The 14292-nt window shown below is 71.0% G+C and carries 14 protein-coding genes and 3 pseudogenes; 7 read left to right on the forward strand and 10 right to left on the reverse strand.

All coding sequences use genetic code 11. The annotated features are described in order from the left end of the window. The first annotated feature begins 297 nt into the window (after positions 1–297). From ACWD11_RS34095 to ACWD11_RS34105, 3 genes and pseudogenes are all read left to right on the forward strand, one after another. Positions 298–2334 carry a PhoX family protein gene (locus ACWD11_RS34095; protein ID WP_451287750.1) on the forward strand — a complete coding sequence of 679 codons (2037 nt, stop codon included), beginning with the start codon at positions 298–300 and terminating at the stop codon, positions 2332–2334. 173 nt (positions 2335–2507) lie between these two features. Next, positions 2508–2663, forward strand: a pseudogene (locus tag ACWD11_RS34100) (ACR3 family arsenite efflux transporter); the annotation flags it as partial. Next, positions 2646–3551: pseudogene (locus tag ACWD11_RS34105) on the forward strand (NAD(P)-binding domain-containing protein); the annotation flags it as partial. The pseudogenes ACWD11_RS34100 and ACWD11_RS34105, both read left to right, overlap by 18 nt. A 57-nt stretch (positions 3552–3608) precedes the next feature. On the opposite strand, the gene ACWD11_RS34110 reads toward ACWD11_RS34105, so the two are convergent. Next, the gene (locus tag ACWD11_RS34110; protein ID WP_451287752.1) at positions 3609–3755 is read right to left on the reverse strand and encodes a hypothetical protein; all 147 of its coding nucleotides are present in this window, start codon (positions 3753–3755) and stop codon (positions 3609–3611) included. 98 nt (positions 3756–3853) lie between these two features. Here ACWD11_RS34110 and ACWD11_RS34115 point away from each other — a divergent pair, with 98 nt between their 5' ends. Beyond that, positions 3854–4261, forward strand: a complete 408-nt coding sequence (locus tag ACWD11_RS34115; protein WP_451287754.1) for a heavy metal-responsive transcriptional regulator — start codon at positions 3854–3856, stop codon at positions 4259–4261. A gap of 82 nt (positions 4262–4343) precedes the next feature. Here ACWD11_RS34115 and ACWD11_RS34120 read toward each other — a convergent pair whose 3' ends face one another. Then, positions 4344–4709, reverse strand: a complete 366-nt coding sequence (locus ACWD11_RS34120; RefSeq protein ID WP_451287756.1) for an ArsR/SmtB family transcription factor — start codon at positions 4707–4709, stop codon at positions 4344–4346. 89 nt (positions 4710–4798) lie between these two features. Next, the gene (locus ACWD11_RS34125) at positions 4799–5872 is read right to left on the reverse strand and encodes a flavin-containing monooxygenase (RefSeq protein WP_451287758.1); all 1074 of its coding nucleotides are present in this window, start codon (positions 5870–5872) and stop codon (positions 4799–4801) included. 105 nt (positions 5873–5977) lie between these two features. On the opposite strand from ACWD11_RS34125, the gene ACWD11_RS34130 reads away from it, so the two are divergent. After that, the gene (locus tag ACWD11_RS34130; RefSeq protein WP_451287760.1) at positions 5978–7381 is read left to right on the forward strand and encodes an NAD(P)-binding domain-containing protein; all 1404 of its coding nucleotides are present in this window, start codon (positions 5978–5980) and stop codon (positions 7379–7381) included. Further along, positions 7378–8616 carry an MFS transporter gene (locus ACWD11_RS34135; RefSeq protein WP_451287762.1) on the forward strand — a complete coding sequence of 413 codons (1239 nt, stop codon included), beginning with the start codon at positions 7378–7380 and terminating at the stop codon, positions 8614–8616. The genes ACWD11_RS34130 and ACWD11_RS34135 overlap by 4 nt, the downstream gene beginning before the upstream one ends. 483 nt (positions 8617–9099) lie before the next feature. Here the strand turns inward: ACWD11_RS34135 and ACWD11_RS34140 are convergent, their stop codons facing one another. The 4 genes and pseudogenes from ACWD11_RS34140 to ACWD11_RS34155 all read right to left on the reverse strand — a co-directional run bounded on the left by ACWD11_RS34140 (position 9100) and on the right by ACWD11_RS34155 (position 12123). Beyond that, positions 9100–9660 carry a hypothetical protein gene (locus ACWD11_RS34140; protein ID WP_451287764.1) on the reverse strand — a complete coding sequence of 187 codons (561 nt, stop codon included), beginning with the start codon at positions 9658–9660 and terminating at the stop codon, positions 9100–9102. A gap of 67 nt (positions 9661–9727) precedes the next feature. After that, positions 9728–10000 (reverse strand): annotated as a pseudogene (locus ACWD11_RS34145) (DinB/UmuC family translesion DNA polymerase); the annotation flags it as partial. A gap of 21 nt (positions 10001–10021) precedes the next feature. Next, a complete protein-coding gene (locus ACWD11_RS34150) occupies positions 10022–10246 on the reverse strand; it encodes a hypothetical protein (protein WP_451287766.1) in 225 nt (74 codons plus the stop codon). Positions 10247–11154: 908 nt separating this feature from the next. Further along, positions 11155–12123, reverse strand: a complete 969-nt coding sequence (locus ACWD11_RS34155) for a DNA polymerase Y family protein (RefSeq protein ID WP_451287776.1) — start codon at positions 12121–12123, stop codon at positions 11155–11157. Positions 12124–12251: 128 nt separating this feature from the next. On the opposite strand from ACWD11_RS34155, the gene ACWD11_RS34160 reads away from it, so the two are divergent. After that, positions 12252–12632 (forward strand): DUF6233 domain-containing protein, encoded by a 381-nt coding sequence (locus ACWD11_RS34160; RefSeq protein WP_451287768.1) that lies wholly within the window; start codon positions 12252–12254, stop codon positions 12630–12632. An 89-nt stretch (positions 12633–12721) separates the two neighbouring features. Here the strand turns inward: ACWD11_RS34160 and ACWD11_RS34165 are convergent, their stop codons facing one another. The 3 genes from ACWD11_RS34165 to ACWD11_RS34175 all read right to left on the reverse strand — a co-directional run. Further along, positions 12722–13102 carry a toxin Doc gene (locus ACWD11_RS34165; protein WP_451287770.1) on the reverse strand — a complete coding sequence of 127 codons (381 nt, stop codon included), beginning with the start codon at positions 13100–13102 and terminating at the stop codon, positions 12722–12724. Between the two features lie 3 nt (positions 13103–13105). Beyond that, positions 13106–13357, reverse strand: coding sequence for an antitoxin MazE7 (locus ACWD11_RS34170; RefSeq protein WP_451287772.1), 252 nt, complete (start codon positions 13355–13357; stop codon positions 13106–13108). A gap of 62 nt (positions 13358–13419) precedes the next feature. After that, a partial coding sequence (locus ACWD11_RS34175) for an ATP-dependent DNA ligase (RefSeq protein WP_451287774.1) occupies positions 13420–14292 on the reverse strand: 873 nt, incomplete at its 5' end.

Here is a 14292-nt window from a genome sequence, read left to right on the forward strand (position 1 = left end):
ACAGTGGATCGAAGTCTGACTATATGAACTCGCGGTGTACGGGGAACCCCTGCTGCATGAACGATAGCTTCCTATCTATATAGGTGGATCTTGTTGAAGGTGACGGCAGAGGGAGGGGCGGGCATCAGCGCATCAGGTGCCCTTCACTGGGCCCCTGGACGCCTTCAGGAAGCAGAGTTCGACCGGAGTTCACCGTCCGGCCGCCTCGGCGCACGGGGACCGCGCCTAGCGTCATCCATCGACATCCACCTATACACCGGTGGCATCGCGTTCGTCTCCGACATGCGTGGAGGAACTGTGCCCGACCTTCCCCTGCCCGCCCACCCGAACACCGCGCGCTCCGTGCTGACCTGCCGCTACCGGTGCGGCGACGCCTGCTCTCACGACGCGCCCAACCGCACGCTCAACCCGTACATCGGCGACGTCATCCAGCACGCCCTCTCCCGCAGAGGCGCCCTCAAGGGCGCGGCCGTGATCGCCCTGGCTGCGGGCGCCACCGGGGCGGGGGCGTCGGCAGCGGCCGCGGCCGCGTCCCCGGGCCAGACGCCCGGGGGCCGCCCGCCGCGCGGTTTGGACTTCACACCCGTGTCACCGAACACGGCCGACGCGCTCATCGTGCCCGAGGGCTACGGCCAGCAGGTCGTCATCCGCTGGGGTGACCCGGTCCTGCCCGGCGCCCCGCGCTTCGATGCCCGCCGGCAGAGCGCCAAGGCGCAGGCGCGGCAGTTCGGATACAACGCGGACTACATGGCACTGCTCGACATACCGCACCGGCGGGGGCAGAAAGTGCTCGTGGTCAACCACGAGTACACCAGCGAACAGATCATGCACTTCGGCTACGACCCGGCGAACCCGACCCGCGAGCAGGTGGAGATCGCCTGGGCCGCGCACGGCCTGACCGTCCTCGTCGTACGCGAGGACCACCGCTCGGGCCGCCTGTGGCCGGTTGTCGGCGACGTCCTCAACCGCCGGATCACCGCCACCACCCCCTTCGCCTTCACCGGTCCTGCAGCTGGCAGCGACCTGCTCAAGACCACCGCCGACCCGACCGGGCGGACAGTGCTGGGCACCCTGAACAACTGCGGTGGCGGCATCACCCCGTGGGGAACCGTGCTGTCCGGCGAGGAGAACTTCAACCAGTACTTCGCGAACGCCGCCGCGGTCACCGACCCGACGGCAAAGGCCCGCCTGGCCCGTTACGGCCTGCCCAGCGGAGCCAGCGAGCGCAAGTGGGAGCTGTTCGACAACCGCTTCGACATCGGCAAGGAGCCCAACGAGCCGAACCGGCACGGCTGGGTGGTCGAGATCGACCCGTACGATCCCACCTCCACCCCGCGCAAGCGCACCGCGCTGGGCCGCTTCAAGCACGAGGCCGCCGAGCCCCGCCTGGCCTCGGACGGCCGGGTCGCGCTCTACATGGGCGACGACGAACGCTTCGACTACCTCTACAAGTACGTGTCGAAGAAGGCGTACAGGAAGGGCCACAGCCGTGCCGCCCGCGAGCACAACATGACCCTGCTCGACGAAGGCACCCTGTACGTCGCCAAGTTCGCCGGTGACAGCCCGGCCTCCGAGATCGACGGCATCGGAAAGCTCCCGGCGGACGGCGCGTTCGACGGCAGCGGCGAGTGGATCCCGCTCGCCTCGGGATCGGTCTCCCACGTACCGGGGATGACCGCGGAGGAGGTCTACGTCTTCACGCGCCTGGCCGCCGACAAGGTGGGCGCCACGAAGATGGACCGCCCCGAGGACGTGGAGCCGCACCCCTACTCCGGCCGCGTCTACGTCGCGCTGACCAACAACAAGGACCGCGGCGCCACCGGCAAGGCCGGCCCCGACGAAGCCAACCCCCGCACCGGCAACAAGCACGGGCAGATCCTGGAACTGGAGGAGCGACACGGCAACGCCGCCTCGCAGTCCTTCGCCTGGCGTCTGATGCTGGTCTGCGGCGACCCCGAGGACCCCTCGACGTACTTCTCGGGCTTCGACAAGAACAAGGTCAGCCCGATCTCCTGCCCCGACAACGTCGCCTTCGACAACCACGGCAACCTGTGGATCGCCACCGACGGCAACGCCCTCGGCACCAACGACGGCCTGTTCGCGGTCCCGGTCAAGGGCTCCGAGCGCGGATACGTGAAGCAGTTCCTGACCGTGCCCAGGGGCGCGGAGTGCTGCGGCCCGATCATCACCGAGGACCGCATCCTCGTTGCGCCCCAGCACCCGGGCGAGCTCGACGGGGCGAGCGCCGAAAAGCCGGGGTCGGTGTGGCCCGACGGGCCGGGCAGCATCCCGCGGCCGTCGGTCGTGACGGTGTGGAAGGAACGGCGCCGGTAAGCCGCACATCCCACGCTCTCGTATCTGCTCGGGCAGGCTCAGACTGCCCGAGCAGAGTCATATCGCGAAGGCCGCGTACGACGGATCACAGCCCGCCGCAGAGCCGCAGCCCCTCCGGACTGAGACACGGGAAGTGCCCCTGGTCGCGTACGACGTCCTGCCCGGCGCCGCGGGTCACCCGCCGGTTCGGGGAGGAGAAGATAGACCGCGAAGGCTACGCGCAGCGCTTCCTGCCGAAGATCGGCCCGTGGGCGCTGTACGGGCTGCTGTTCACGATTGTCATCCTCTTCGCCCTGCAAGGAAAGACATTCTTGTTCTCCCCGGCCGAGCACTCGTCGCGTCCCGGCCGGCTCATGCCCACCCAACCGGGGCAGACCTACCTGGACGCCGGCCATGTGGTGGACTACCTCACCGACTACGAATAGCGCTACGACCTGCTCACCCAGCACGGCACCCGCGTGGACGCCGTACGCCGCGACGCAGGCGGCTCCTGGTCGCGGCGGACACGGGCACCTGGCGGGCCTGCGCGGTCATCAGTGCCACCAGCAGCTGGTCGCGGCCTTTCCTGCCCGTCGTCCCCGGCCGCGAGGTGTTCACCGGACGGCAGTTGCACACGGTGAACTACAGCTCTCCGGCCGGCTTCGCCGACCAGCACGTGATCGTGGTCGGCGGCGGGAACTCCGGCGCCCAGATCGCCGCCGACCTTGCCCTGGACGGCCGCGTCGAGGTGACGCGGGTGACCCAGCAGCCGCCCCGCTTCCTGCCGGACGACATCGACGGCCGCGCCCTGTTCGACGTCGCCACTGCCCGCCTCCGTGCCCTCGGCGCCGGCCGCACCGACACTGGCGGTATCGCCTCCGCTCGGCGACATCGTCGCCGTGCCGCCGGTGCGGCAAGCGCGGGATGCCGGGCTGCTGAAGGCATCACCCGTGTTCGTACGCCTCGAGGGCGATGGCGTCGTGTGGGCCGACGGCACCCGCGCCGAGGCGGAGGCGGTCATCTGGTGCACCGGCTTCCGCCCGGCCTTGTCCCACCTTGCCCCTCTGGGACTGCGCGGCACGCGCGGACACATCCCCACCGACGGCACCCGCGCCCTGGGCGAGCCGCGGCTGCACCTGCTCGGGTACGGCGGCTGGACCGGCCCGGCCTCCGCCACCCTGATCGGCGTCGGCCGCCCGGCCCGGGACGCGGTACGCGAGATCGCCGGGCTCCTTTGAGCACAGGCGGTGCGGCCGTCCCCGGCCGCGCAGTACCGGGCGGCCGGGGACGTGCGGCTACGCGACCTTGACCATGGTCTGGCCGCAGCAGCATGTCGGGTTCTGCTGGCCGCCGCAGCTGGCCGGGGCGCCCTTGGTCACCGTCAGCTCGCACCCGCAGTTCTCATCGGGGCAGCGATAGGCCTCGCCCTCACGGAACGGCATCGCTCTCACCTCCTTGTTCGCGTTTCTCTCCCGTCGCGAGCGACGCTAGAACCTGGCCCCAGGGGCAAGGTCAACACTGGGCGGGAGGAGGAACGCACATGGCGATGCAAGGGTTGACGATCGGGCAGGCGGCCAAGGCCGCCGGGCTCACACGCAAGGCGGTCCGTGTCTACGAAGCCAAGGGCCTGCTGCCCAGGGCGGAGCGCAGCCAGGCCGGCTACCGGCTCTACAACGAAGACGATGTCGAGTTGCTGACGTTCATCCGCCGGGCCCGTGCACTGGGCCTGCACCTGGACGACGTCGGCGAGGTCCTGCACATCCGCCGCGGCGGAACCCTGCCGTGCGACGCTGTCCGCACCCTGCTCGACGCACGCATCGCCGAGATCGACGCGACCATCACCGATCTCCTCGCGCTGCGCCAGACCCTCACCGAGACCCGTAAAGCCGCCGACGGCCGGCCGTGCGGCGAGCCGGCCGCGGTGTGCTCGATCATCGAGGACGCCTGAGCCGCCACCGCCGCGCCGGCGCCCGCCTACATGAGGGCGGGGCTGCGGCGCTCGATGAGGACGACGTCGGCCCGTTCGATCGTCAGGCCGTGGTCGGCATGGCCAGCAGCTTGCCCATCGCGGCGAGCACGGACGGCTCGACCTGGTAGTAGACCCAGGTGCCGCGCCGCTCGGAGGTGAGCAGCCCGGCCTCCTTGAGCTTCTTCAGGTGGTGGGACACCGTGGGCTGAGAGACGCCGACGTCGGAGATGTCGCACACGCACGCCTCCCCGCTGGGGTGTGAGGCGACCGCGGAGAAGAGCCGCAGGCGCACCGGGTCGCCGAGCGCCTTGAACATCCGAGCGGCCGTCTCGGCCTCCTCGGCGGAAAACGGCCGCTCGGTCAGCGGCGGGCAGCACGGCGCCACGGTCTCCGGCTCCAGCAGCGGCAGCACCTTCGTATTCGACATGCATCTATGTTGACACATGTCGAATCAGAGGGCGAGGGGCGGAGCCGCGTGCAATCACGGGCCGTCCCTCGCCCGTCGGGGTTCGGCCGCTACAGGCCGGCGGCGGCCGGGGCCTTGCGGACGTGGGCGGCCAGCGGGCCGATCACGTACTCGGCGTCCCGGCCGACGCCGCGCAGCGTGTTGGAGGCGAAGGACCGCTGGAACTCCAGGCCGAGGTAGACCAGCCCGGGATGGGTGAGGGAGATGCCCCCCGCGTGCAGTGGCGCCCCCTGTTCGTCGAGTGCGCCGAGTTTGGCCAGGTAGTCGAGGTGGGGCCGGTATCCAGTGGCGAGCAGCACCACGTCGGCCCGCTCCCGGCTCCCGTCAGCCCATATGACCTCGTCGCCGTCCAGGGCGGTGAACATCGGCTGCCGCTGGAGCCTCCCCGACTCCAGGGCGTCCTGGTAGCGGCCGGTGTCGAGGACCAGGGTGCCGCCGACGTAGTGGATCAGCCAGTGCGGCGGCAGGTGGTCGAAGCCGGTCGTTGTCAGCCAGTGGTGCAGGTCCTTGCCGTCGCGGATCTGCGGCAGGAAGTGGACCGGGGCGCGGGTGGCCAGGGTCACCGTGGCCACTTCAGCCAGTTCGTAGCCGACCTGGACGGCGGAGTTGCCGCCGCCCACCACCACGACCCGCTTGCCCGCATACGGTTCGGGGCTGCGGTAGTCGGCGACATGCAGCACTTCGCCGGCGAAGCCCTGCCGGCCGGGCAGGTCGGGCAGCAGCGGGTTGCCGAAGGCGCCGCTCGCGGCGACGATCCCGGCCGCACCCAGGCGGCGGCCGTCGGCGGTGTGCAGGATGAAGCCGGCGCCGTCGCTCTCCACGCTCTCGACACGAGCGTGGGTGCGGATCTCCGCGTCCAGCCGGTCCGCGTAGCGGGTGAGGTAGTCCACGACCTCGTCGCGGTGCGGATAGCGGTCCCTGCCCCCGCCGAACGGCAGGCCCGGCAGGGCGCTGAACCGGGCGGGTGAGAACAGCGTGAGGCTGTTGTAGTAGCCGGGCCAGGAGCCGGCCGCCTGCCCGGACGCCTCCAGTACCACTGGCGCCAGTCCTTGCTCGCGCAGGGCATGGGCGGCGGCCAGCCCGGACTGCCCGCCCCCGATAACCGCGACATCGACGTACTCCATGAACCAGACCCCTAAATTCGACAACTGTCTATGTTGACGTCTATCGAAGCAGGTGGCATGCTGGCGGCGCAAGCCATCGACGGACGTCGAAACAAAGGAGTCGCCGTGAAAGCGCCCACCACCACCGAGCTGCCCGTCGTGGTCGTCGGGGCCGGCCCGATCGGCCTGGCCGCCGCCGCCCACCTCGCCGAACGCGGCATCACGCCGCTGGTCCTGGAGGCCGGAGCGGCCGCGGGCGCCGCGGTGCGCGAGTGGTCACACGTGCGGCTGTTCTCCACCTGGGGCGAGGTGACCGACCCGGCTGCCGAGAAGCTGCTGGCTCCCACCGGCTGGACTCGGCCCGACGCGCACACCTACCCCTCCGGCGGTGACTGGGCCGAGCAGTACCTGCAGCCGCTCGCCGATGTCCTGGGTGACCGCGTCCGTTTCGGCGTCACCGTCACCGGCGTCTCCCGCACCGGCCGCGACCGCGTCGTCGACGCCGACCGCGAGCAGCAGCCCTTCGCCGTGCACATCGCCTACGCCGACGGCCGCGAGGAGCGCGTCACCGCCCGCGCGGTCATCGACGCCTCCGGCACCTGGGCCACCCCGAGCCCGGCCGGCGGCAGCGGCCTGCCCGCCCTCGGAGAGCGGGCGGCAAGCGACCGCATCACTTACCGCGTCCCTGACCTGAAGGACCCCGCCGTCCGCGCCCGGTACGCGGGCAAGCGCACCGCTGTGATTGGCTCTGGCGCCTCCGCCTTCACTGCCCTCGCCTACCTGGCCGACCTCGCCAAGTCCGACGACGGCGCGGGAACAAGGGGCGTGTGGATCCTGCGCCGGGGCATCTCGGGCTCCACCTTCGGCGGCGGGGAAGCCGACCAGCTTCCCGCGCGTGGCGCGCTGGGTCTGGCGGCGAAGGCCGCCGTCGACGAGGGCCACGCCGACGCCGTCACCGGCTTCCGCACCGAGGCGATCGAGCAGGCGGACGACGGCCGCCTGGTCCTGGTCGGCGAGGACGGGCGTCGCCTGGAACCGGTCGACGAGGTGATCGTCCTGACCGGGTTCCGGCCCGACCTGTCCTTCCTCGACGAGCTGCGCCTGGGCCTCGACGAGCGCCTTCAGGCCCCCGTCGAGCTGGCGCCGCTGATCGACCCCAACCAGCACTCCTGCGGCACCGTCTACCCGCACGGCCACCGCGAGCTGTCCCATCCCGAGCAGGGCGTGTACCTGGTCGGGATGAAGTCCTACGGTCGCGCTCCGACGTTCCTGGCGATGACCGGGTACGAGCAGGTCCGCTCCGTCGCCGCCGCGATCGCCGGCGACCTCGCTTCCGCCGACCGCGTCGAACTCACCCTCCCCGAGACCGGAGTCTGCGGCGGAGCCGGCCTCTTCGACACCCCCGACGCCCAGGAGGTCGACGGCGGCGGCTGCTGCGCTCCCGCCCCGCAGCTCGTCCAGCTCGGCGCCCCCGCCACGGCCGGGACGGCGGCCGAACAGACCCCGGCGGGCGGCTGCTGCGGCTCGTGACCGACCTCAGCACCCGAGGCGACGGGGCCGCGACCGGAACAGGGGACCGGTCGCGGCCCCGCGCCGCCCTGCCCGCCCTCTGCGCCACGCAGGTCGTGAGCTGGGGCATCGTCTACTACGCCTTCCCCGTCCTCAACCCCCAGATCACCCCCGCGACCGGCTGGCCGGCCGGGGCGACCACCGCGGCGTTCTCCCTCGGCCTCGTCGTCTCCGCCATCGCCGGAATCCGCGTCGGACGCATCCTCGACCATCGCGGCCCCCGCGCCGTCATGACCGCCGGCTCCGTACTCGGTGTGGTCAGCCTGCTGATCGTGGCTACGGCCCCCAACTTGCTGGTCTTCTTCGCCGGTTGGGCGCTGGCCGGGCTCGCGATGGCGGCCACCTTCTACCAGCCCGCGTTCGCCGCCCTCACCCGCTGGTGGGCCCCCGACCATATCCGCGCCCTGACCATCGTCACCCTCGCAGGCGGGCTCGCCTCCACCGTCTTCGCACCCCTGACCGCGGCCCTCGCCGACCACCTGTCCTGGCGCCACACCTACCTCGTACTCGCCGCCATCCTCGCCGCCGTCACCATCCCCGCCCACGCCCTGGCCCTGCGCGCACCCTGGCCCGATGCCCCAACCAGCCCTGCGCACAAGGCCGAAGGCGCTGCCGATGTGGGGCGCAGCCGGCCGTTCCTCCTGCTCGCCGCCGCTTTCACCCTGTCCAGCTTCGCGATGTACGCCGTCGTCTTCGCCCTCGTCCCGCTCCTCCTGGAACGCGGATACACCACCAGTCAAGCCGCCTGGGCCCTTGGAATCGGCGGCGCCGGACAGACCCTCGGCCGCACCCTGTACGCCACCCTCGCCCGACGGACCACCGCCACCGCCCGCACCACGATCCTCATCGCGCTCGGCGGCCTCACCACCGCCGCCCTCGCCGCCGTACCCGGCCCCTACGCCTTGCTCATCGCCGTGTCGGTAGTGGCCGGCATGGTCCGCGGCAACCTCACCCTCCTCCAGGCCACCGCCATCACCGACCGGTGGGGCACCACCCACTACGGCCGCCTCTCCGGTCTCCTCGCAGCACCCGCCCACACAGCAGCAGCAATCGCGCCGTTCGCCGGCGCCGCCCTCACCGTGCCCCTCGGCGGCTACGGACCACTCTTCGTCCTCCTGGCCGCCACCTCCATGGCCGCCGCCCTCACCGCGCCATGGACAGACACCTCCAAACGCCATCGAAGGTCTCTTACATAGCAGGGTTCGTGCCCGCTCAGAACAGACAACCGAGGACCCACCAACAGCACAGCGCCACCACCCTCCCGGGTGATGGCACCACACCTGTTGCGCCGCATATCGTCCACAGTAAAGGCGCTGAGCTGCACCGACACGCTCTCCTCGCCTCGCGCCACAGTCTCTGCACCCAGAGAACCCGCTGGGCGTTGCTGCCGTATCGAACAATGAGTCCCTGGCATAGCGCGCAGGGGCCGATCTGGTTCGGGTTGCAGCCGAGCATGATCGCTGCCGACGCGGGGTCGGTCGAGGGGTCGATACGTCTGATGGAGTCGTTCATGCATCCGAATCTACGTCGGGCGATCCGGGAGGCTTCGCCGTCGTGGCCGTCGGCTTGGCGGCGAGAGGTTCGGTGGGCAAGCGGCAGCCTGGGCTGGGCAAGCCCTGCTGGTTCCGGGTGGGCAAGCCGGTCCTGTCAGGCTCGGCGGGGCCGGCAGCCTGGTTCGGTCAGGTGCGGGTGACGGTGAAGCCGGTGCTGTTGAGGGCGTTGGTCCACACGTTGCGGTCGAACCACTTGGTGATGTCCGGCTGCATCTCGGTGACGGCGCGCATGCGGGCCTGCCAGTCGTGGCCGGTGGGGCCGCGGTTGCCGTCGCATCCCTCGCAGCCGTCTTCTCCGTGGAGGTGGCCGGCCATCCATGCGTTGACTGCGACGTTGAGGATGACGGCGTACAGGTCTCCGCCGGTTTGGGCCAGGCCGTCCGGCACGCCGGCGAGGATGAGGGCCAGCTCGGGGTTGTCCCGCGGCGGCATGGGGGCTTGCCCGACTCCTGCGTCGGGGCTGCTGTCTTCGAATTCCTGCACGCTCTGGGCGATGCTGTCGGCGAGTGCGGAGGCGTCGAAGTAGCGCCAGGCTGATCGCACCTGGATGCCGAGTTGGTCGGCCACCGCCTGGATGCTGCGCTCGATGGTGTCCTCCACCGTCGCGGGGGTGAGTGTGACGCCCCGGCGGGCCAGTTCGGTGAGGGTCTCGGCGACTGCTTCTTTGATCGCTTTGGTCTTCCGCACCACCGCATCGTAGGGGCGTGGGGCTTTCCCGGGAGGCCGCATAGAGGAGTTCGCGGGCGCGGGTGGTTCAGGGCGAGGGGGCCAGGGAGGCGGGGAAGGCGGCGTCGGGTCCGAAGCGGGCGCGGGCGGTGTCGGCCGCCTTCTCAAGCCGTCGTGCTTTGTCGTCGCTCGCGTCGAGGAGGAGCTGGTGGTGGGCGTCGCTTGCAGGGCGCAGGGCGGAGGCGCGCACGGTGATGGTGCGGACGCGTGCTCGTTGGAGGCCGAGGCTGTCGTAGATGCGGTGGGCAGCCTGGGTGAGGGCGGCGGAGTGGTTGGTGGCTTCGGGCAGGGTGCGGGTGCGGACGGTGTGGGAGCGGTCGGCTTAGCGGACGTCGAGGGTGAGGGTGCCGGTCGCGTCGTGGGTGTGGCGGAGATCGGCACCGAGGTGTTCGGCCAGGGCGAGGATGCCGCGGCGGTGGTGTCCGGGGTCGAGTTCGTCGTATGGGAAGTCTTGGCGGGCGGTGCGGGAGGCGGGGGCGAAGCCCGGGGGTGACGGGTCGGGGGTCGTGTCCGTCGGCGCCGGTCGGCGGCACACCACGTCGGCCACGGAGGGGCCGTGCCGCGCTCAGCGTGGCCGTCAGACAGGCGGCGGGAGGCTCGGTGGGCAAGCTTCCGCCTTGCTTGGGCAAGCCCCTGCTGCTCGGGGGCGGGCAAGCCGGTCCCACCGGTCCCGGACTCTGCCGGGGCCAGTAGGGCGGGTTGTTGAGGGCGGGTGACGGCTCTGATCGTCTTGGGGAGTCCCCCGGGCTCTTCCTGGGCGGTCACCGAGACAGGCATCACGCGAGGGCAGCCGCGTGGCCTCCCGTGGGGAGCCGGGAGGCGCGGCGGGCCCTGTCGCAGGGGTGCAACGACAGGGCCCGATAGAGGGGCCGCCGCCAGGGAAGCGAGGGATCCCACGGCCACCACCATGCACCACAAACCAGCCACAGCAACAGAGATCAGCCACGACTTCCTACAGGCGCACTGCAGCCCTGCCACGGCCGCGGCGCTCAACGAGGGTGAGTGTTTGCTCTGTTCCGGGCCGCCTGTGGAGTGTGCTCGACCACACGGCGGGTCCGTCCTGCATGACGTGGATGGAGTGTCACCGCGATGCGTCTCATGCGTCATATCCCATCGTGGCGGGTTCCATCGTCGGTCCACAGCCGTAATGGCTGGCGCACTCCCGTCTCGGTCTCGCTCTTCTCCCTCGCCCAGCGAAGGACCGCGAGGATTCCCTCCATGCTGTCCTGGGCCCGAGGCGGTGGGGATGACCCTGGTGGTCACGCCGGGCATCCCCGCACATCGCGCACGGCGCCAGCGGCATGGCAGTGACTCGGTCGCGGAACTGCCGGCGAGTGGGCTGAGCAGGCGCCGTCGGCAGCGCGGCCGGGTCGATGCCGTGTTCTTGCAGCTGTGCCTCGGTTCCGGCGTCCGTACCGTCCTGTCTCGGAAACGTCATCGTCTGTGTGCGCGAGTTCAGCTGGCGCGGCGGTAGGTGGCGGCGGGGCCGATGACGTCGGGGCCGAACTTGTCGCGGATGCGGTCGATGGCTGTTTCGGCGATCAGACGTGCTTCGCGGGCGCCGTCGAGGCTGATCTGCTGGGCGACCTGGTCAGCGTCGATGAGGTCGTCGCCTTTGAGGGTGAGGGCGGTCAGGCGGCCGCGTTGCAGGCCGGCGGCGTCCATCAGCTGGTAGGCGAGCAGGCGCAGGTCGTCGTCGTGTGCGGAGGGCTCGGTCAGACGGCGAGTCCTGGTCCAGTTGGTGTTGCCGGCGAAAGTCAGGGTGAGGGTGAGCGCACGGGCCGCCTGCTGTCGGCGGCGCAGCAGGTGCCCGAGCCGGACCACCAGGTCGAGGAGAGCGGCGCGGACAGAGGCGCCGTCCAGGGTGTGCTGGGGGAAGGTGTGGCGGACGGTTGCGGCGGCGGGCAGGGCGCGGGGGATGACGGGGCGCGGGTCGATGCCGCGGGCCCGATCGGCTGCCGTGCGGCCGGCGCGGCCGCCCAGCAGACGCTGGATGGTGGCGTGCGGGACGGCGGCGAGCAGACCCACCGAGTGGATGCCGTAGTCGCGTAGCACGGCGGCTTGGCGGGGTCCGATGCCGTGCAGGGCCTCGACCGGCAGCCCGGCCAGCCAAATGGTTGCTTGGTCGGGGTCGACGGCCAGGACGCCGCCGGGCTCGCCGATCTGCGCGGAAGCGGTGGCCGCGACGGTGATCGAGGGCCCGATGCCGACGCGTACGTCGACACCCAGGCGGGACAGCGTCCGCACGCGCAGGATCTCGCCCAGGTGGCGGGGGCCGGTGCCGTGGTAGCGCAGGGCGCCCTTCAGCTCCACCAGGGCTGCGGTGGGCGGCAGCGCCTGCACGACCGGGGAGAGCCCGGACAGCAGCTCCAGCACGTGCCGGTAGGTCTCCCCGGGCAGGCGGTCCGGGCAGCGCACATGCATCACCGTCGACCTCTGGCCTGCCGGTACGTCCGCAGTCACGACATCCACCTCCCACCCCTCACGTTATCGAACATAAAATCGAACACGCGAGAGCGCCTACGGTGGATCATGGGCATAGAATCAAAAATGTGTTCGACGACCTGCCGCCCGACCTGGACCGCCTGAAGACCTTGCGGGTTTGGCACGCCCTGTGGGTGGACCGCATCGATGCCAAGATCGCAGCCCTCCGGCAGCGGCAGGCTGAAGAAGAACGTGGCAGGCAGAGCCGCCCTGCGCCGCCGGACTGGATCGTCGAACTCGGTATCGGTTCCAGCCAGCCACCCGTCGAAGTCCACGTCGGCGACTGCCACATGGCAGGCAAGCGGCGGCGAGCCGTCAGCCGCGACGAGGCCCGCCGGCTCCTCACGACGGGACTACGGGCATGCACCCACTGCCAACCCGACACTCAACTGGGCATCCTCGACTTAGCCGCGGCCGCGCCCTGCGGGGCGCTGCTGCACAGCCAGTGAGCGTGCTGATCCCTCGGCCGCATCCGTTGCCCACGGCTGATTCTGGGAGATGGCGTCGCCCTGCCTGAGAAGCTGCCCGTCGCCTCAGGTCAGCCGGTCTGGCCCAAGGTGCGCAAGCGGTCAGCAATGTCGTAGACGGTGAGCCGCAGAGCGCGGATGTCGGTGATCAGGTCCCGCCACGGCTCGAAAGAGTCGTCGATCTCTTCCCCAGAGGCCCGGATGTACGCGACGGCCACGCCGTAGCCGAAGTACGCGTTGCGAGCAGGCAACGGGCGCAGCAGGACCAGCTGCTCAAGCAGGGCGGCGGCCCGCCAGTAGGCGTCGGGCTCGCCCATCTCAAGCTGCGGTGTGTTCACCCGGTGCCGGGCGACGGCTGCCACCAGGGCCGAGTAGTCCCGCACCCCGAGTTCCTTGCCGAGCAGTTCTTCTTGCCGGTCGAGGAGCCACCGGATGTCGATATGCAGTTCCAAGGGTCAGGCCGCCCGCCCCGCGGTGTTTCGCCGGGCTGGGGCGTCGGCGGGGAAGGCCTCGTCGAACGCCTCGGCAAGGCCGGGGCGGGCGACGATCTCGCGGAACACGGCCGTCGCCTTGCTCAGCTTGATCTGGTTCTCTTCCTCTATGGCCAGCTCGGCCAGGTAGGCGCGCACGCTCTGTCCGCGGGCTGCGGCGACCGCAGCGAACCGGTCCCTGGTCTCGGAGTCGACCTTGACGGTGGTGTCAGCCATACCTCGAGTATGCACCCATGGGTACCTTCGCGAATACCCGTCCCGGGAAGGCCGCTTTCCGGTCAGGGCGCCTCGCCGAGCATCCCGGGCGTCAGGTCGCCGCGCACGCGTCGGACGCGCGGACGGTGGCGATATCGGCCGAACTCCAGCCGCGGCTGGTCAACCTCGATCTCGACGACGACCTCCGGCTTGACCGGCCGGAAGTGCACCGGATCGGCGCCGGGGAGCCCGCCTACCGTGCCCGGCAGCTTGCGCATCTCTTCGCCGGCCGCGCGCAAGAGCGGCGCCACGGCCAGGCGGACCTGTTGAGCGAGCGGCAGACTGACGCCAACCGCCCGCATATGGCCGCCCGTTGGTCGGCCCAGCACGAGGGCCTGGGTCGCCGGTGTCGTGCCGGTCACTCCGATGATCACGGCCTCGGTGGTGTGGCGCTCGCGCCACTTCACCCAGCCCGAGGCCAGGCCGGCGGCGTACGGTGCGTCGGTCCACTTGCCTACCAAGCCTTCCACGCCCGCGAGCGCTCCGATCCACCGGTGGGCTTGCTCGCGGTCCGCGGTGCTCGGGACCGCGCGCAGGGTGACCGGGCCGTCCTCGAGGAGACGCAGCAGCTCGGTTCGGCGCTCGGCATAAGGGCGGGGACGCCAGTCGGTGTCGCCGACGGCGAGGACGTCGAAGAGGGCGACATGGACGGTGAAGTCGGCGTCGCGTCGCGGGCCGCGGCGGTCGGCCCGGCTCTGCAGGCGATCGAAGGCCACGCTGGAGCCGTCGGTCAGGACCGCGACGAGCTCACCGTCGAGGACGGCGTCCGGCAGGCCGGCGGCAGCGTCTGCGACATCGGAGGGGTCTGTACGGTGAGCGGTGTAACTCCCGAGCTGGAAGCGACAGTTGATGACTGACGTGGCGAGTGACATCGGGGCCGGGGAGGCCGTTGTGAG

The organism is Streptomyces sp. NPDC002776 (genome assembly GCF_053592195.1).